We start from the raw sequence: 17,582 nt of genomic DNA on the forward strand, positions 1-17,582 counted from the left end.
ATCAACGGGCGCTAGGCGCGGACGAAGGTCAGCAGCGCCTCGTTGACCTCGTCCGTGTGCGTCCACAGCAGCCCGTGCGGGGCGCCTTCGACCTCGACGTAGTCCGCCTCCGGGAACGCCTTGTGGAAGCGCCGCCCGCTCGCGTCGATCGGCAGGATGTCGTCCTTGGTGCCGTGGAGGATGAGCGCGGGCCTGCCGGAGGCGCGGACGGCCTCGACGTCCTCGCGGAAGTCCTCGATCCAGCTGGACACGACCGCGTAGGCCGCGACGGGCGCCGAGGCGGTCGCCGTGGCCCAGTTCGCGTCGACGGCCTCCTGGCTGATCCTGCTGCCCAGGTTCTCGTCGAGGTTGTAGAAGTCCTGATAGAACTGGGTGAACCAGGCGTAGCGGTCGGCGCGCGCGGCCTCGGCGATGCCGTCGAACACCGACTGGGGCACGCCGTCGGGATTGTCGTCGCGCTGGACCAGGAAGGGCTCCAGCGAGGCGAGGAAGGCGAGCTTGGCGATCCGGTCGGCGCCGTGGTTCTTGACGTAGCGGGCGAGTTCGCCGGTGCCCATGGAGAAGCCGACGAGGATGACCTCGCGCAGGTCGAGCGTCTCGAGCAGCCCGTTGAGGTCGGCGGCGAAGGTGTCGTAGTCGTAGCCGGTGCCGGTCTTGCTGGACTGCCCGAAGCCGCGGCGGTCGTAGGCGATGACCCGGTACCCGGCGGCGACGAGCTCGCGGGACTGGCGCTCCCAGCTGTGGCAGTCGAGCGGGTAGCCGTGGATGAGGACGACGGGCTGCCCGGTGCCCCAGTCCTCGTAGTAGAGCTCGATCGCGGCGCTGTTCTCTTGTCCGACGATGATGGTCGCCATTGATTCCCGTCCTTTCGTCCGGGAGGACGCTCGTCCCCCGCCGTCCAGCAAATCACGATCGGGGGGACGGGAGGCGGTGTTCCGAGGACGCCGGGGAGGCGCCCCCGGAGGCTCAGGCCGCGAGGGCGGCGAAGACCCGGTCGACGGTCCGCATCACGCGCATCGTGGCCGCGTGGTCGCTCAGCGGGTGGGCGGTGCGGCCCTCGGCGATCGCCTCCGCCGTCGCCCGCAGCATCGGCACGTAGCCCCGGCCCTCGATCGTCTCCCGCTCGGTGACGGGCTCGGCGCCCGGCCGGTGCAGGGTGAACGCCGAAGGGCACCAGAACGCCGCCTCGATGTCGATGCGCCCTTCGGCACCGCTGATCGAGGCGTCGCACGGCAGTTGCGAGCGGATCGAACTCGAGCACAGCGCCTGCCGGCCGCCCGCGTAGCCGAGCAGCGCCGCCACCTCGGCGTCGACGCCGGAGTCGGTGCCGTCGTAGCCGAGGCGCGAGCCGGTCGCGGCGACGGTCTCCGGCTCGCCGAACACGAGGTCGGCGAGCGCGAGCGGGTAGACCCCCTGGTCCAGGAGCGAGCCGCCCCCTTTGAGCGGGTCCCAGAGGCGGTGGCCCTCACCGGCGGGGGCGGCGAAGCCGAAGCTGGCGTGGAGCGTGCGGGGCTCGCCGATCGCGCCCTCGGCCAACAGGGCCGCGATGCGGCGGACGACGGGGTTGAACCGCATCCACATGGCCTCCATGAGGAACAGTCCGCGTGCTTCGGCCAGGGCGATGAGCTCGGCGGCGGAGGCGGCGTCGACGGTGAACGCCTTCTCGAGCAGGACCGGTTTGCCCTGTTCGAGGGCGGCCCGGGCGAGTGCGGCGTGCGAGTCGTGGGTGGAGGCGATGTAGACGAGCTCGACCTCGTCGGCCTCGATGAGCCGGGCGACGTCGAGGGCCTTGGGGACGGCGTGGGCGGCGGCGAACGCCTCGGTGCGCTCGGCGCTGCGGCCGGCGACGGCGACCAGTTCGGTCTCCTCGCAGAGCGCGAAGTCCGGGGCGATGGCCTCGCCCATCCAGCCGGTGCCGATCATGCCGACGCGAAGCGGTCCGCTGTCCATTCGGGGTTCCTCCTCAGATGAGAGGCGAGGCCGCCGGGGCCTCGCCTGTTGTCGCCGCCGGCCGCTCACGCGGCGCGACGGCCTCGCTCGATCAGTATCGGCCATCGCGGAGCGCCGGTCAGGCCGGGACCGCCGGGACGGTCAGGTCCTGGACCGGGCGCCGCCGAGCACGACGCCGAGGAGGATCATGCCGACCGCCAGGATCAGGTGCAGCCAGTTGTCGGCGGTGTTGAGCGGCACGAAGTTCGCGGTCGAGTCGTGGTCGACCACCAGTCCGTAGATCCACAGCACCAGGTAGACGAGACCGCCGCCGATGAGGAAGGCCCGCGCGCCGCCCGCGGAGCGGGCCATGGCGAAGCCGACGACACCGAACAGCAGGTGGACGATGTTGTGGAGGACGGAGACCTGGAAGAGACCGAGCAGCATCGCGGACGACTCGTGTCCGGCGAAGCTCATGGAGTCGTAATCGGTGGTCACGCCCGGAATGAACCCGAGCACGCCCACCAGCAGGAATACTGCCGAAACGACCATGGTGACCAGTTGGACCGGCGAGCGGGCGGCCGTGTCCCGCTCCGAGTGCATTGCCTCAGACATCCCTTGGCTCCTTCCTGAGAAGTGGGAATGCCGCTGGGATACCCCGCCCATGGCTTTCATACGCCCGGCGAGCTGCGCGTGCCCGGACGAATCGGCCGTTGGTCCGAGGCGGATCGGCCCGCCGTCCGGCTCAGGGGCCCTCGGGCACGCGGAAAGCGGTCACCAGCACAGGTGCGTGGCGAAGGCATAGTAGGTGAGGGTGATCGTGTCGTCGTGGTCCGCCGTCGTTCCGGCGCCGGGGTCCTGCATCACGACGTCGCAGCCGTCGAGGCTGCCGTCGCCTTCCTTGCTCATGTGCTGCTGCGTTTCGACGCTGTCGAAGCCGAGGGCGTGCAACTGCGCTTGGGCCTCGGCGACCGGAACGCCGTACAGATCCGGGACCTGCTCGCCACCGCCGTCCGCGGTGTCGCCGCCGGGGTCGGTGTCCTCACCGCCGCCGGGGTCGGTGTCCTCACCGCCGGACTCGCCTCCACCGGAGCCGTCCCCGCCGGTGTCGCCGCCGGTGCCCCCGGTGGTGTCGCCGCCGGACTCGCCGCCGTCGGCGTCGGGAGCCGGATCGGTGCCGGAGCTCGCATCGGGCGAGGAGGCCTCGCTCGGCGTTCCGGTGCCCCCGCCGGGCACGGCGCCGGTGCCGGACTGCGAGTCGCCTTCCTGAACGGATTCGCTCGTGTCCTCGTCCCCTGCCGCGGTCGGGCCGTCGTCGGCCGGGCCCGTCCACGGCGACCAGGCGAGCAGCCCGGCCAGCAGGAGGATCACCGCGACGGCCGCCGCCACGAAGCCGAGGCGCCGCGGCCCCGACGGTTTCGCGCCGTTCGGCTGCTGCACCGTCTGCCGCTGCATCGCCAGCGGCACGGTGGCCTCGCCGGCGGCGGCCCGGCAGGCCTCGGCGAACGCCTCGGCCGAGGCCCACCGGTCCTCGGGGGCCTTCGCCAGTGCCTTCATCACCACGGCGGCGACCCGCGGCGGCACCTCGTCGGGCAGCGGCGGCGGCGCGGCGTTCAGGTGGGCGGCGACGACCGCCGTGCGGTCGTTCGAGGCGAACGGCGGTTCTCCCGCGAGGCACTCGTAGGCGACGGCTCCCAGCGAGTAGAGGTCGGAGACCGCCGTGGTGTCCTTGAGGTCGAGCTGCTCCGGCGAGGCGTAGTGGAGCGTCCCCAGTGCCACGCCGGTCGAGGTCAGGGAGGTGACGCCGTTGATCCGCGCGATGCCGAAGTCGACGAGTTTGACGGCGCCGTCCTCTTCGATGAGGATGTTGCCGGGCTTGATGTCGCGGTGGACGATGCCTTCGCGGTGGACGAGCCGCAGGGTGTCGGCGACCGCGCCGATGACCGCCATCGCCCGCTCTGGCGAGAGCCGCTCCTCGCGGTCGAGCAGCGCCGACAGCGACTCGCCTTCGACGAGCTCCATCACCAGGTAGGCGACGTCCTCGTCGCCGACGGTGCAGGAGCCGTGGTCGTAGACCACCGCGAAGCCCGCGCCCTTGAGCCTGGCCGCCGCTCGGGCCTCGCGGTCGAAGCGCTTCCGGGCCTCGTCGTTGTCCTGGAAGAGCGAGTTCCGCAGCAGCTTGACCGCGACCGGCCTGTCCAGCTGCGCGTCGTGGCCGCGCCATACCGCGCCCATGCCGCCGGTGGCGATCAGCTCCTCGAGCACGTAGCGGTTCGCGATACGGATGCCGGATTCCACCATGTCTCCCTTGAGGTTTCGTGTGAGCCGGGGGCGCGGCGCAGGTGGCGTGCAGGTCGATCGCGAAGACGCGCCGGTATGCGACCAGCTTACCTACCGTAGGGTAGGCGGCCCGCTCCGCGGCGGCGTGAACGGCGCCGCCCGACCTCCTTCTCCGATGCAACCTCCCTGAGGGCCCGTTCCGTAGAAGGGGAGACGGAGACATGACGAGAGGCCCTCATGACGCCACAGCAGGAGACCGAGTTCCGCGAGTACGTGGAGGCCCGGCGCAGCGCGCTGCTGCGGACGGCCTTCCTCATGTGCGGCGATTGGCACCGAGCCGAAGACGCCGTGCAGACCTCGCTGATCAGGTTGTACGGCAAGTGGAGTCGCACGCGGCCGGAGACGGCCGACGCCTACACCCGCCGGATCATCGCCAACGCGCTGATCGACGAGTCGCGGCGGAGCTGGTTCCGCCGCGAGCGCTCCTACGCCGCGCCGCCCGACGTCCCGGTCCGGGCCGGCGGGCACGACGACCGCCTGACGGCCGTCTCCGTCCTCGCCAAGCTGCCACCCAGGCAGCGGGCCACCCTGGTCCTCCGCTTCTGGGAGGACCTGTCGGTCGACGAGACCGCGCGGATCCTCCGCTGCTCGACCGGCACCGTCAAGAGTCAGACCGCGCGGGGACTGCAGACGCTGCGCGACCTGTATGAGAATGCCGATCTCACAGGCCAAGGAGCCGAATCATGAACCCACACGAGATGCGCGAGCTGTTCAACGACGCGCTCGCGGGACCCGCGCCGGCCCGGCGGGCGAGCACCGACGACATCGTCGCCTCCGGGAAGAGGTCGCATCGGCGGCGCCGAGCCGCCCAGACCGGAGCCGGCGCGCTCGCGGCGGTCGCCGCCCTCGCCCTGGTCGTGACCGCGCCCATGGTGCTCGGTCGAGGCGGCGACGCCGGACCGCCGGCCTCCGGCGAAAGCGGCGAGGAGTCCCCCTGCTCGGAGCCGAGCGAGGAGATGACCGCGGAGCAGGCCGCCGTCGCGACCATGTACGACCACGAGTTGCGGGAGCACGTCGCCGGCATCGGCGGCTCCGTGGGCGGCTCGTGCGGCCAGGGCGAAGCGGACCACGACGACTTCTACTACGATGCGGAGCTCGGCGGCTACCGCTTCGAAGGGATCGCGACCTTCCCCGACACCGACGAGCGCGTATCGCTCACTGTGGATGTGCTCGATCCGGCGGGCGATCCGATGGTCCGGGCCGAGGAACTCGCCGGATGCGAGTCCATCGACGGCACCTGCACGTGGGACGGCGGCCTACTGATGGTCGAAGAGCAGCGCACGGTGCTCGTGGACGAAGACGTGCCGTCCTCCGAGGAGCGACTCCCGTACCACAGCGCACTGCTGCTGCACGGGGACGGCACCGTCGTCCACGTGCAGATGGGCGTCGCCGGCGGGCCCGGCACGCTGAGCACGACGCCCGAGCAGCTCGGCCAGCTCGCGGCAGCCATCCCGGTCGGCGAGGAGGCGCCGGAGGCGGAGCAGTCGGAAGAGGAGTCGACCCCTGCCGAGGAGGAGCTGATCGGCGCGTTCACCGACGCGATCGCCTCGGAGCTCCCCGGGGCGGTCGTGGACGCGGAGGCGTCGATCGCCTTCGCCGACGTCGAGGAGGGCTCCCACTACGGCGAGGACGACACCGCCGTCGCCGTCGTCGAGGCCGTCATCGACGGGCAGCCGGTGACCCTGTTCCTGCAGAAGACCCCCATCGACGCCCCCGGCGACGGGGGAGCCGGTCAGACCGCCGCGGAGCACTACTCGAAGTGCGATGACGCCGCGGACTGCCAGTTCATCGAGGTGGACGAGTCGACGTCGCGGGTGCACCGGACGGTGGAGGACGCGGGGACCGAGCTGACCTCGGTCGAGTTCCGAGCCGGGAGCGGCTGGGTGCTCGGCGTCGGCGTCAAGGCCGCCGAGGGGACGCCGCCGGTCGACTTCGAGACGCTGGACGCGATGGTGGCCCTGATCGGCTGACCCCGCTGCGAGATCCGACACTGCGGGCCGGTGCGCCGAACACGCACCGGCCCGCAGTGTGTCGGAGCGGCGGAGCGGGGTCGGCGAACGGGGCGGTCAGGGTGCGAGGGCCTTGAGAGCCAGCTCGACCACGCGCGCCGGGGCGGTGCCGTGCTCGGCCATGACGATGCAGCCCGCGATGAGGGACTTGAGGTCGGCGGCGTCGAAGTCGCGTCGGACGGCGCCTGCCGCTTGGGCGCGTTCGAGAATGCGGCCTTCGGCGGCGAACATCTCGGCGCCCAGGTCGCTCCCGGGGCCGATCTCGACATCGGCCACTTCGGCCAGGCCCTGGTAGAGCGAGCGGTCGCGGACGGTGCGCTCGATGATGTAGGCGATGAACTCGCCGAAGGCCGCGGCCGGGTCGTCGCCCTCGGCGAAGCCGCGCAGGACATCGACCAGCTCGTCCATCTTGCGGGCCAGGATGGCCGCGAACAGGGCCTCCTTGGTCGGGAAGTGGCGGTAGACGGTGCCCACGCCCACGCCGACCTCCTTGGCGATCGCGCTGACCGGCACCCCGAAGCCGCGCTCGGCGACGAGCGCCTCGGCGACCTCCAGGACCTGGGCGCGGTTGCGCACCGCGTCTGCGCGCAGCGGCCGTTCGGCGTTCAAGGGGCCCCCTTGTTTGCAAACGGAATCAACATTCCGTATATTTAAAACGGAACAATCATTCCGTTTTCGTTCCTCTCAGCAAGGAGCCTATCCGTGACCACCATGAACGCCTACCACCTCCTCGGCGGCAGCGGCCTGCGCGTCTCCCCGCTCGCCCTCGGCACCATGACCTTCGCCCAGGACGACTGGGGCAGCGACGCGGCCACCGCCCGCGCCGTCCTCGACCGCTACCTCGAGGCGGGCGGCAACTTCGTCGACACCGCCGACGTCTACTCCCAGGGCCGCAGCGAGGCGCTGCTCGGCGAGTTCCTCGCCGAACCGGGCCTGCGCGACCGGATCGTGCTGGCCACCAAGTACTCGCAGGGCGGCGGCACCCGCAACCCCAACCGGGTCGGCAACGGCCGCAAGAACATGCTCGCCACGCTCGAGGAGTCCCTGCGCCGCCTCGGCACCGACTACATCGACCTGTACTGGGTCCACATCTGGGACGCCGTCACCCCGGTCGAGGAGGTCATGTCCACCTTCGACGCCCTGGTGCGCTCGGGCAAGGTCCGCGCCGTGGGCCTGTCGAACGTGCCCGCGTGGTATGCGGCCAAGGCGCAGATGACGGCCCGGTGGCGCGGCTGGGAGCCGGTCGCCGCGCTCCAGCTCGAGTACTCCCTGATCAACCGGGAGATCGAGGCCGAGCACGTCGGCGCCGCCCTCGACCTCGACATGGGCGTCGTGCCCTGGAGCCCGCTCGCCAGTGGCTTCCTGACCGGGAAGTACCGCCGCACCGACGACTACGTGGAGGGCGAGGGGCGGCTCAACGACGCCTCCCAGCGGTACTTCCGCCAGATGCTCGGCGGCTTCGGCGAGCGCCACTGGCGCACCCTCGACGTCCTGGACGAGATCGCCGGGGAGACCGGCCGGAGCATGGCGCAGGTGGCGCTGAACTGGGCGCTCAGGCGCCGCGGCGTCGCCTCGGTCATCATCGGCGCCCGCGACACCGCCCAGCTCGACCAGAACCTCGCCGCACTGGACTTCGAGCTGACGCCCGAGCAGGCGGCCCGGCTCGACGAGGCCAGTGCGCCGCCGGTCGGCAAGCTGCGGCTGATGCAAGACCCCGAGGTGCTCGGATCGGTGCTGACCCCCGGCTATACGGTCGCCGGGGAACCGGCCTGGTACCGAGGCTGAGGACCGTCAGTGCCCGGCGCCGCTCCACTCCTTCGTCTGGGTGAGGCGGAACAGGTACAGCAGCGCCGGTCCGACGACGACCGCGGCGATGCCGGCGGCCACCAGCAGCCCCCAGAGGGTCGCCCGCGCCCCGGCGGCGTCGTCGATCGTCATGTGGTCGACCAGCAGCCACGGGTACTGGCCGAGACCCCAACCCGAGACCACGGAGGACACCGCGAGGACGGCGGTGAGGCGGGCGGGGCCGTAGCGGCGCCGCAGCAGCAGGAGCAGGGTCGCGCCGCCGCCCAGCGCCGAGAGGACGATGAGCGGCGCGGCCCGCCCGGCGAGGCCCTCGCTCAACGTCGGCGCGTCCGCGGTGAGCGGTATGAGCGCGGCGAACACCACCGCGCCGGTCACGGCCCCGACGGCGAGCGAGCGGACCCGCAGCCGCTCGGCCAGGCGCCGCTGTCCCCCGCGGGCGGCGTCGGCGGTCAGGAACACCCCGGCCAGGAACGCGCACGTGCCCACCGCGATGACCCCGCCGAACAGCGAGGTCGGGTTGAGCCAGGACGTCCACAGGTCGCCGTGGCCCTCGGCGGGGACGCGGCCCGAGGCGAGGGCGCCCGCGACGGTGCCGAAGCAGAACGGCGCCAGCACAGAGGAGCACGCGAAGATCGCTCCGAACAGCCGCGCCTGGCCGAGGGTCTCGCTGTACTTGCGGAACGCGAAGCTCGCGCCGCGCAGGACGATGCCGAGCAGCGCCAGCACCAGCGGCACGATCACGGTCGTCATCGCCGCGGCGAACGAGGCGGGGAACGCCGTCCACCACATGACGAGCACGTAGATCAGCCAGACGTGGTTGGCCTCCCAGACCGGGCCGATGCTGCGGTCGATGAGGGTCCGCACCTCGGCGCCCCGCCTGCTGCCGCCCGCGGTGAGGTCGAAGAAGCCGGAGCCGAAGTCGGCCCCGCCGAGCACGGCGTAGGCGACGACGCCGACGAACAGGGCCGCCGCGACGGCGATCTCGAGGCTCATCGCTCCTCCCCCGCGCCCGCTTCGGACAGTTCGGGGCCGTAGGGGCTCGGCAGATCGGAGGCGCCGTTCCTCCAGCGCCGGGCCATCGAGCGCAGGACGATCGCGGCGCCGACGGTCATGGCGCCGTAGAGCACGATCGAGGCGATCAGCACGCCCCACAGTCCGGCCGTGAAATCGCCGACCGCCTCGGGAGTCCGCATGACGCCGTAGACGATCCACGGCTGCCTGCCGACCTCGGTGGCGATCCACCCGGCCTCGAGCGCGAGCACCGCGAGCGGCCCGCCGACGGCGGCGAAGCGCAGGAACCAGCGGTTGTCGAGCAGGTCCCGGCCCCGCCAGCGCATGAACCAGTAGAGCAGGACGGCGAGCATGAGCAGGAGGCCGATGCCGATCATGGTCTGGAAGGCCCAGTGGGTGATGTTGACCGGCGGCAGGTCCTCGGCGGGGATCGTGTCCATGCCCGGCACCGGCTCGTCGAGTGAGCCCTGGGCGATCAGGGAACCGAGGTAGGGGATGTCGATCGCGCCCTTGACCTCGCCGTCGATGTAGACGCCGCCGATGCGCAGCGGCGATGCGCCGTCGGTGGTGGTCTCGGCGAGCTCGAAGGCGGCGAGCTTGGCGGGCTGCCGCTCGTCGAGGCCCTCGCCGAGGAAGTGCCCGACGAAGGGCTGGGCGAGGGCGGCGATCGTCGCGAAGACGAACGGCACGAGGAAGCCGATGCGGTGGTGCCGGTCGCGCCTGCCGCGCAGCATGCCGACGGCGTACACGCCGGCGATCGAGAAGCCGGCGACCATGTAGGCGGCCACCCACATGTGCGCGAACTGGGCGAAGACGTGGCCGTTGAACAGCACCGCCCACGGCTGGACGTCGGTGATCTCGCCGTCGACGATGTTGAAGCCCGTGGGCACGTTCATCCAGGCGTTGACGGCGATGACGCAGTAGGTGCCGATCACGCCGGTCACGGCCATGGGCAGCACCATGAGCAGGTGCCGCTTCGGCGGTATGCGGCCCCAGCCGTAGAGGTAGATGCCGAGGAAGATCGCCTCGAGGAAGAACGCGAGGCCTTCGAAGGCGAAGGGCAGGCCGAGGACGTCGCCGAAGGTGCCCATCAGGCCCGGCCACAGGATGCCCATCTCGAAGCTGAGCACGGTGCCCGAGACGGCGCCGATGGCGAACAGGACGGCGGAGACCTTGGCCCAGCGCTTGGCGAGGTCGAGCGCGACCGGGTCGTTCTTGCGGATGCCGCGCAGGTGCATCACGAAGATGATGGCGGGGAAGGCGACGCCGAAGCAGGCGAGGATGATGTGCCAGCCCAGGGACAGGGCCATCTGCTGGCGGGCCGGGAGCAGTCCGGCGGGTTCCGCGGAGGCGAGCACCGTCGGCGCCGCATCCGACATCTGGGCGAGGACCTCATGGACCGACATGCCTTGAAACTACGTCTGAACACGTTCAAATCCTCGCGCTTGTGAAAGTTTTCACATGACGCGCCCCTCCCGCTCCCGCGCGACTTCGCCGAACGCTTGACACGACCACCCCGGGCCTCCTAATATAAGTTGCAACTTATATTAGGAGGAGACATGGCAACGCCCGATCCCATCAAGACCGCCCGGCTCGTGACGCGCGAGCTTCGGGGCGGCTCCCGCGACGGACGACCGACCAAGATCGCCGTCGCGCGCCGCACGTACAGAGCCGAGCGCTCCGACGTGTGGGACGCCCTCACCGACGCCGAGCGGCTGCCGCGCTGGTTCCTGCCGGTCAGCGGCGATCTCTCCGTCGGCGGCCGCTACCAGTTCGAAGGCAACGCGGGCGGCCTCGTCGAACGCTGCTCCGAGCCCGAGAGCCTCGCCGTGACCTGGGAGTTCGGCGGGCAGGTCTCGTGGCTGGAGGTCCGCCTCAGCGAGACCGACGGCGGCACGGCCCTCGAACTCGTCCACGAGGCCCACGTCGACCCCGCGCTGTGGGAGCAGTTCGGCCCCGGCGCGGTGGGCCTGGGCTGGGACGGGTCCCTCATGGGCCTCGGCCTGCACCTGGACACCGGCGAGAGCGCCGACCCGCAGGAGCACGAGGCCTGGGCCGTCGGCCCCGAGGGCGTCGCCTTCTTCACCGAGTGCGCCGAGGACTGGGCGCGGGCCCAGATCGAGACCGGCGACGACCCCGACAAGGCGCGCGCCGCCGCCCAGGGCGCGATCGCGTTCTACACGACGCCGCCGGAAGCGGCCCAGGAGGGCTGATGTCCGTCGAGGTCTTCGACGCGCTGGGCGACCCGGTGCGCCGCCGGATCCTCGAGCTGCTGAACGAGGGCGAGCGGCCGGCGGGGGTGATCGCGGAGGCGCTGCGCGCGCAGTTCGGGATCTCCCAGCCGGCCGCCTCCCAGCATCTGCGGGTCCTGCGCGAGGCCGGGCTGGTCACCGTCCGCGCCGAGGGCACGCGGCGCGTGTACGGCGTCGACGCCGCCGGGCTCGCCGTCGTCCAGGAGTGGCTCGCGCGCTTCGCCGACGCCTTCGCGCAGCCGCTGGACGCCTTGGAGACCGAGCTCGCCAGGGGCCGCCGCGAGCGGCGGCTGGCCCGAGGCGCGGCGCCGGACCGGCGGGGCCGGGACCGGCGCGCCGGTTGACCGCCCCGCCGCGGCCCCATCGGACGGACCGGTCCGCTAGGTTCGGCCACATGGCGATCGAAGCATCCGAATCGGCGCGGCGGCGCGAGGAACTGCTGGACCGCGTCCGGGCACTGGCCTCGGGCGGCGGGCGGGTCCTGATCGGGATCACCGGCTGCCCCGGCGCGGGCAAGTCGACCGTCGCCGCGTGGCTGGCGCGCTCGCTCCACTCCTCGGGCACCGGGGCGGTGTGGGTGCCGATGGACGGCTTCCACCTCGCGCAGGCCGAGCTGGAGCGGCTCGGCCGCGCCGGCAGGAAAGGCGCGATCGACACCTTCGACGCCGCGGGCTACCGGAGCCTCCTGGGCCGCATCGCCGCCGAGCGCGACCGGGTGGTCTACGCGCCCGCCTTCGACCGGCGCATCGAGGAGCCGGTGGCCGGGTCGATCCCGGTCCCGCCCGAGACGGCGGTGGCGGTCACCGAGGGGAACTACCTGCTGGACCCCGACGAACCGTGGGGCGAGGTGCGGCGGGAGCTGACCGAGGTCTGGTACTGCGAGCTCGACGAGCCGATCCGCCTGGCCCGGCTGGCCGCCAGGCACGAGCGCTTCGGGAAGTCGGCCGAGGCGACGCGGGCCTGGATCGAGGCGGTGGACGAGCCGAACGCGCGGCGCATCCGCAAGGGCCGCGACCGCGCCGACCTCGTCTTCGACTTCGACGCGCTCAGCATCGGCGCGGGCCCGGCCGCCTGACATCCGCCACGACGATGTGATCGTCGGCATATTTTCTCGGTTTCCTGTCACACGCGAGCGAGACGCGGGTTCGACCTGGTGAAGACCACGAGCACCCGCCCGGTGCCCATCCGCACCCGGCGCGCAACCGACAGGAGTACTCCGATGTCCACCGCCTACACCATCGTCGCCCTTTTCGCCGCCGCCTTCGTCGCCTTCTCGGCCATCGCGATCTTCTTCAACTTCTCCTTCGTCACCGATCAACTCTCCGAATACGGCGTGCCCCGTTCCGCGTGGCCCTGGCTCGGCGCCGCCAAGACCGCCGGGGCGATCGGCCTCGTCGTCGGCCTGTTCGTGCCGTTCATCGGCGTGGCGGCCGCGATCGGCCTCATCCTGTACTTCACAGGTGCCCTCATCACCGTCCTCAGGGCCCGTTGCTACTCCCACATCGGCGCCCCCCTGATGTACATGGCGCCGGTGATCGGGGCCCTCGTCCTCGGCGCCGCCGCCTGAATCCCGGGCCGCAGGCCGGTGCGGTGAACCGCACCGGCTTTCCGTCCGCCGCTCAAGCGGTGTGGAAGAAGATCATCGGGTTGCGGCGGCCGGTGCGGAGCGGGTCGTCGAAACCCAGGGCGCGGCGGACCCGGTCGAGCTGCCGGTGGATCACCGGCTGCCTGGCCGGGGCCGCGGTGAAGTAGTCCATGCGGCCTTCGCGCAGCCATTTCAGGATCAGCGCGGCCTCCCCGAAGGGGCGCGGGCGCCGGTGGCGGAAGACGCCGTCGACGCTCACCGGCGTCCCCGGCGCGAGCCGGGCCACCACGTTCGGCAGGTACCACTTGGCGAGGCGGGCCGAGTGGTCCCCGTCCAGGAACAGGTAGTCGATCTCGGCGGGGAGGCGGTCGGCGCGGGCCCGGACGTCGCCGGCGGTCAGCTCCCAGCGGCCCGCCGCCAGGTCCTCGGGGACGGTCGCCGCCGCCCGGCCGCTCGGGTCGAAGGAGTGGAGCCGCCCGTGGCCGTTGTCGCGCAGCGCCCGCAGCAGCCACGCGGCCGACCAGCCGTCGCCGCCAATCTGGACGACCGTGGCCGGCTCGACCGCCCGCAGCCGCAGATAGGACAGTTCGGCCTCCATGTCGTCGAGCCGCGGCCGCAGTCCGGGGCGGAGGCGGCGCAGTCCAGCCTGCTCGGCGCTGGCGCGATGCAGCTCGGCCGCGTACCGCTCGTAGCGTTCGACGTGGACCGCGATCGCGTCGATCGCGGCCGTCAGCCGCTCGAAGTCGCGCATCGGATCGCTCATGACTTCGACGCTATGAGCACCGGGGCGCCGGGCGCATCGCTCCGCGGAGCCATTCCCGCACCGACGCTCCGGGGTGAGGGCACCGGCCGCGGGGCCGCTTCGAGGCGCGAGTTGGCGATGAGCACGCCGACCAGCGCCGAGAGCACCACGAGGAGGACGCGCTGCGGGACGCCGCGCCAGTCGCCGCCGTCGGCCAGGCCGGGCAGGAAGGTGTTGACCGCGGTGGTCAGGAACGTCAGCGAGGCCAGCGCCGTCACCCACCACAGGGCGCGGCGGACCGCGGTCGAGGCGCCGGACTCGCGCATGCGGACCGCGCACAGCCCGGCCGCGACGGTGAGCAGCACGAACGCCGCGCCCGCCGTATAGCGGTGGATCTGGGCCGCGACGGTCAGGCCGGACTCGGGGGTGCCGCTGCGGAACAGCGAGGCGAGGACGAGCATCACCGCCGTCGAGCCCAGCAGGAAGCGGACGAGCGACTGCCGCGGCAGCCCGACGCCGCGCCCGGCCAGGATCGCGCAGGACAGCGCCAGGCTCACCGCGCCGAGCGGGAACAGGACGGTGCCCGGGGACGAGAGCGCGTACATCGACACCGGCGTGCTCACCGGGTCCACCGCCTCGGACATGAGCAGGTGCAGCAGCGCGAAGCTGGCGACGCTCGTGACGAGGCCCGCGGTGGCGGCCAGTTCTGCGGCGGGGCTTCGGAACAGGGTTCGATTCATGGGACCGAACGCTAAGTTCGCCCAGGCCCGCCGCCCTCACTCCGCGGCGCGGAATCGGGCCTCATACCGAGGGGTGAGTCGGCACGGGCCGAACCGTACCGGCGGGTGAGGCGGGCCGGATGCGCGGCGGCATACCTTGGGGCAGTGGCATCCAAGAACGCGGAATCCGAGGCGGCGCGATCCGAGGAGCGGCGGCGACCGCGCCCGGTGCGGTGGATCCTGAGCTACCTCATCAGCACCGGCCCGGTCGGCGACGTCTCGTGGCGCTTCAGGCTCACCACGGTGCCGGCGCTGATCGGGCCCGGCTCGGTCCCGTTCGCGCTGCTGCTGCTCGGCACCCAGAACGAGGTGCTGGCACGCGCGGCCCACGTGTCGGGCCTGAGCCAGCTCATCGCGGCGCTGACCGCCGCGGCGGTGATCCTCGCGCGGTTCCGCCCCGTGCTGGCGTGGCTGCTGGTCATGGCCGTGTTCACCGCCACCGTGCTGGGCACCGACGCGGTCGGCTCCGATCCGTGGCCCATGACCTCGCCGAGCCTGTTCGCGTACCTGGTGGTGCAGTTCGCTCTGGCCAGGGACCGCCGGGCGGTGGTGGCGATCGGGGCGTGGCTCGGCTACCTGGCCGCGGGCACCTGGGCGCTCTGGGCGGTCAACGCCCGGTTCCTCGACATCGACGTCATCATGCCCAATCCGACCGCTCCGGCCCCGGCCGACAGGGGCGCGGCGGCCCTGGCCGGCGAGAACCTGGGCGTGATGGCCGTGTTCGGGGCCCTGGTGTTCGTGGTGGGCCTGTCGGTGCGGATCTGGCGGCAGGGCCGGGCCCGCGTCGCCGAGGAGGAGCAGGTGGCCTCGGCCGAACGCGGCAGGCGGCGGATGCTGGAGGAGCGCACCAGGATCGCCCGCGAGCTGCACGACATCGTGGCCCACCACATGTCGGTGATCGCGGTGCAGTCCTCGACCGCCGAGTACCGGATCGAGGGTCTCGACGAGGCCGCGCGCGAGGAGTTCCGCTCGATCGGCGCGCAGGCGCGGGAGTCGCTGGCGGAGATGCGCCGGCTCCTGGCGGTGCTGCGCAACGAGGACCAGTCGGGGCTGCGCGATCCGATGCCGGGGCCGGAGGGCCTGGCGGGCCTGGTGGAGGCGGTGGACCGCTCGGGGACGCCGACGACGCTGGCCGTCGTCGCTCTGCCCGAGGACCTGCCGGAGGCGGTGGGCCTGACGGTCTACCGGGTGGTGCAGGAGGCCTTGAGCAACGTGGTGCGGCACGCCGCGGGGGCCGCGACTGCTGTCGAGGTCCGCGGCGAGGGCGGGTCGGTGGTGGTTACGGTGGTCAATGCCGCTCGGCCGGACGGCGGCGCCCCGCCCGAGCCGGACGGGTCCGGGCTCGGCCTGGTGGGCATGCGCGAGCGCGTCGTCATCGCGGGCGGCGGGCTCGAGGCCGGTCCCACCGAGGACGGCGGGTTCCGGGTCCGCGCCGAGCTGCCGCTCGGCGACCGCCTCGACGCACAGGAGTGACCACAGTGACCATTCGGGTGCTCATCGCCGACGACCAGGCGATGGTCCGCGCCGGCTTCGCCGCGCTGCTGGCCGCCCAGGACGACATCGAGGTCGTCGGCGACGCCGCCGACGGCGTGGAGGCGGTGGCCGAGGCCTCGCGGTGCCGTCCCGACGTGGTGCTCATGGACGTCCGTATGCCCAAGATGGACGGTCTGGCGGCGGCCCGGAACCTGCTCTCACTGCCCGAGGACCGGCGCCCGCGCGTGCTCATGCTGACCACCTTCGACGTCGACGACTACGTCTACGAGGCGCTCCGCATGGGCGCCAGCGGCTTCCTGCTCAAGGACGCGCCGCCGGACGACCTCATCGCGGCGGTCAGGGTCGTCGCGGACGGCGAGGCGCTCCTGGCGCCGTCGGTGACGCGGCGGCTCATCGAGGAGTTCTTCAGCTCCCGGCCGACCGAGCCGGTCCGCTCCTCGAAGCTGGACGCGCTGACGGCGCGCGAGGAGGAGGTGCTGCGGCTCATCGCGCGCGGCATGTCGAACCCGGAGATCGCCTCGCACCTGTTCGTCTCGGAGCAGACGGTGAAGTCGCACGTCGGCAAGGTCTTCGCGAAGCTGGGCCTGCGCGACCGCGCCCAGGCGGTCATCTGCGCCTACGAGTCCGGCCTGGTCAAGGCGGGGGACCCGCGCTCACCGAAGCCGTAGGCCGGGCCGTCCGCCGACTCGGCTCCGGAGATTCCTCGCAAGAGTCCGCCGTTTTACTGGAAGAGATCATTCCGTTCTGCTATTATCAGAACAAAGCATTCCGTTCTAATATTGCATCGAGGAGTACCCCATGAACGTTCTCGTCACCGGCGCCACCGGGACCGTCGGCCGCCACGTCATCGCCCAGCTCATCGAGCTCGACCCGGGCGTCAAGATCCGCGCGCTCACCCGCGACGCCGACGCCGAGGTCCCCGACGGCGTCGAGCTCGCCGTCGGCGACCTCTCCTCCCCCGAGACCCTCGGGGGCGCCTTCGACGGCGTGGACGCCGTCCACTTCATCAACTTCGCGGGCGATCAGTACGCGCCGCTGCCCGAGGCCGGCCGCATCGTCGCCCTCGCCGAGGCCGCGGGCGTGTCCAGAGCGACCGTCCTCGGCGGCAGGGCCGAGGGCGAGCTCGAACGGGCCCTGGCCGCGAGCGGCGTCGAGACCACGCTGCTCCACCCCGTCGAGTTCATGTCGAACACGCTGATGTGGTGGGCCGCGGCGATCCGCACCGAGGGCCGCATCCGCGAGCCGTTCGGCGACCGCGTCAGCGCCATGATCCACCCCGCCGACATCGGCGCGGTGGCCGCCAAGATCCTGCTCGAAGGCGGCCACGGCGGCGAGGCGTACCTGCTGACCGGCCCCGAGGCGGTCACGATCACCGACAAGGTCCGGATCCTCGGCGAGGCGATCGGCCGCGAGCTCGAGTTCGTGGAGCTGACCGTCGACGAGGCCCGCGAGCAGTGGGCCGCCCAGGGCATGGGCGAGGAGATGGTCGCCTTCCTCGTCGAGGCGCTCGGCGACACGCCCGACGAGGGCAAGACCGTCGTGTCCACCGTGGAGGAGATCACCGGGCGGGCGCCGCGCTCCTTCGCCCAGTGGGCCGCCGAGCACGCCGATGCGTTCCGGTAGCACCGCTGCGAG

Annotated in this window: 19 protein-coding genes; 10 read left to right on the top strand and 9 right to left on the bottom strand. The window is 72.2% G+C overall.

Annotation, left to right across the window (positions count from 1 at the left end; genetic code table 11):
* Positions 1 to 11: 11 nt before the first annotated feature.
* The 4 genes from YWW_RS0118820 to YWW_RS34300 form a co-directional block, all read right to left on the bottom strand.
* Positions 12 to 854, bottom strand: a complete 843-nt coding sequence (locus tag YWW_RS0118820) for an alpha/beta fold hydrolase (RefSeq protein ID WP_026931329.1) — start codon at positions 852 to 854, stop codon at positions 12 to 14.
* Positions 855 to 966: 112 nt separating this feature from the next.
* On the bottom strand, positions 967 to 1,950 hold the full coding sequence (locus tag YWW_RS0118825) for a Gfo/Idh/MocA family protein (protein ID WP_026931330.1): 984 nt from the start codon (positions 1,948 to 1,950) through the stop codon (positions 967 to 969).
* Between the two features lie 141 nt (positions 1,951 to 2,091).
* Positions 2,092 to 2,532: a DUF4383 domain-containing protein gene (locus tag YWW_RS0118830; RefSeq protein ID WP_026931331.1), complete on the bottom strand. Its 441-nt coding sequence runs from the start codon at positions 2,530 to 2,532 to the stop codon at positions 2,092 to 2,094.
* 171 nt (positions 2,533 to 2,703) lie between these two features.
* On the bottom strand, positions 2,704 to 4,227 hold the full coding sequence (locus YWW_RS34300; RefSeq protein ID WP_162145976.1) for a serine/threonine protein kinase: 1,524 nt from the start codon (positions 4,225 to 4,227) through the stop codon (positions 2,704 to 2,706).
* A 219-nt stretch (positions 4,228 to 4,446) separates the two neighbouring features.
* On the opposite strand from YWW_RS34300, the gene YWW_RS0118840 reads away from it, so the two are divergent.
* The gene (locus YWW_RS0118840; protein ID WP_026931332.1) at positions 4,447 to 4,956 is read left to right on the top strand and encodes a SigE family RNA polymerase sigma factor; all 510 of its coding nucleotides are present in this window, start codon (positions 4,447 to 4,449) and stop codon (positions 4,954 to 4,956) included.
* The gene (locus tag YWW_RS0118845) at positions 4,953 to 6,239 is read left to right on the top strand and encodes a hypothetical protein (RefSeq protein WP_026931333.1); all 1,287 of its coding nucleotides are present in this window, start codon (positions 4,953 to 4,955) and stop codon (positions 6,237 to 6,239) included. Before YWW_RS0118840 ends, YWW_RS0118845 begins: the two co-directional genes overlap by 4 nt.
* Before the next feature lie 96 nt (positions 6,240 to 6,335).
* Here YWW_RS0118845 and YWW_RS0118850 read toward each other — a convergent pair whose 3' ends face one another.
* Positions 6,336 to 6,887: a TetR/AcrR family transcriptional regulator gene (locus YWW_RS0118850; protein ID WP_026931334.1), complete on the bottom strand. Its 552-nt coding sequence runs from the start codon at positions 6,885 to 6,887 to the stop codon at positions 6,336 to 6,338.
* 102 nt (positions 6,888 to 6,989) lie between these two features.
* On the opposite strand from YWW_RS0118850, the gene YWW_RS0118855 reads away from it, so the two are divergent.
* Positions 6,990 to 8,063, top strand: coding sequence for an aldo/keto reductase (locus YWW_RS0118855; protein WP_035697023.1), 1,074 nt, complete (start codon positions 6,990 to 6,992; stop codon positions 8,061 to 8,063).
* Positions 8,064 to 8,069: 6 nt separating this feature from the next.
* On the opposite strand, the gene YWW_RS0118860 is transcribed toward YWW_RS0118855, so the two are convergent.
* The gene (locus tag YWW_RS0118860) at positions 8,070 to 9,077 is read right to left on the bottom strand and encodes a cytochrome d ubiquinol oxidase subunit II (RefSeq protein WP_026931336.1); all 1,008 of its coding nucleotides are present in this window, start codon (positions 9,075 to 9,077) and stop codon (positions 8,070 to 8,072) included.
* A complete protein-coding gene (locus YWW_RS0118865; protein WP_211228618.1) occupies positions 9,074 to 10,501 on the bottom strand; it encodes a cytochrome ubiquinol oxidase subunit I in 1,428 nt (475 codons plus the stop codon). Before YWW_RS0118865 ends, YWW_RS0118860 begins: the two co-directional genes overlap by 4 nt.
* A gap of 153 nt (positions 10,502 to 10,654) precedes the next feature.
* Between YWW_RS0118865 and YWW_RS0118870 the strand changes: the two genes are divergently transcribed.
* The 4 genes from YWW_RS0118870 to YWW_RS0118885 all read left to right on the top strand — a co-directional run bounded on the left by YWW_RS0118870 (position 10,655) and on the right by YWW_RS0118885 (position 12,914).
* Complete coding sequence (locus YWW_RS0118870) at positions 10,655 to 11,308, top strand: SRPBCC family protein (protein WP_026931338.1); 654 nt, start codon at positions 10,655 to 10,657, stop codon at positions 11,306 to 11,308.
* On the top strand, positions 11,308 to 11,691 hold the full coding sequence (locus YWW_RS31480) for an ArsR/SmtB family transcription factor (protein WP_035696955.1): 384 nt from the start codon (positions 11,308 to 11,310) through the stop codon (positions 11,689 to 11,691). The genes YWW_RS0118870 and YWW_RS31480 overlap by 1 nt, the downstream gene beginning before the upstream one ends.
* A gap of 50 nt (positions 11,692 to 11,741) precedes the next feature.
* Positions 11,742 to 12,422: a nucleoside/nucleotide kinase family protein gene (locus YWW_RS31485; protein ID WP_051326021.1), complete on the top strand. Its 681-nt coding sequence runs from the start codon at positions 11,742 to 11,744 to the stop codon at positions 12,420 to 12,422.
* Positions 12,423 to 12,566: 144 nt separating this feature from the next.
* The gene (locus tag YWW_RS0118885; protein WP_026931339.1) at positions 12,567 to 12,914 is read left to right on the top strand and encodes a DoxX family protein; all 348 of its coding nucleotides are present in this window, start codon (positions 12,567 to 12,569) and stop codon (positions 12,912 to 12,914) included.
* A gap of 52 nt (positions 12,915 to 12,966) precedes the next feature.
* Here the strand turns inward: YWW_RS0118885 and YWW_RS0118890 are convergent, their stop codons facing one another.
* Both YWW_RS0118890 and YWW_RS0118895 read right to left on the bottom strand, forming a co-directional pair.
* Entirely contained in the window at positions 12,967 to 13,695 is a 729-nt protein-coding gene (locus YWW_RS0118890; RefSeq protein ID WP_051326022.1) for a class I SAM-dependent methyltransferase, read from the bottom strand.
* The gene (locus YWW_RS0118895) at positions 13,692 to 14,414 is read right to left on the bottom strand and encodes a DUF998 domain-containing protein (RefSeq protein WP_026931341.1); all 723 of its coding nucleotides are present in this window, start codon (positions 14,412 to 14,414) and stop codon (positions 13,692 to 13,694) included. Before YWW_RS0118895 ends, YWW_RS0118890 begins: the two co-directional genes overlap by 4 nt.
* A gap of 144 nt (positions 14,415 to 14,558) precedes the next feature.
* Here YWW_RS0118895 and YWW_RS31490 point away from each other — a divergent pair, with 144 nt between their 5' ends.
* From YWW_RS31490 to YWW_RS0118910, 3 genes are all read left to right on the top strand, one after another.
* Entirely contained in the window at positions 14,559 to 15,926 is a 1,368-nt protein-coding gene (locus YWW_RS31490; protein ID WP_155830262.1) for a sensor histidine kinase, read from the top strand.
* A 5-nt stretch (positions 15,927 to 15,931) separates the two neighbouring features.
* Positions 15,932 to 16,615, top strand: a complete 684-nt coding sequence (locus YWW_RS0118905; protein ID WP_026931342.1) for a response regulator — start codon at positions 15,932 to 15,934, stop codon at positions 16,613 to 16,615.
* 130 nt (positions 16,616 to 16,745) lie between these two features.
* A complete protein-coding gene (locus YWW_RS0118910) occupies positions 16,746 to 17,570 on the top strand; it encodes an NmrA family NAD(P)-binding protein (protein WP_026931343.1) in 825 nt (274 codons plus the stop codon).
* Positions 17,571 to 17,582: the final 12 nt, after the last annotated feature.

Source organism: Glycomyces tenuis DSM 44171, from assembly GCF_000427885.1.
Classification (GTDB): domain Bacteria; phylum Actinomycetota; class Actinomycetes; order Mycobacteriales; family Micromonosporaceae; genus Glycomyces; species Glycomyces tenuis.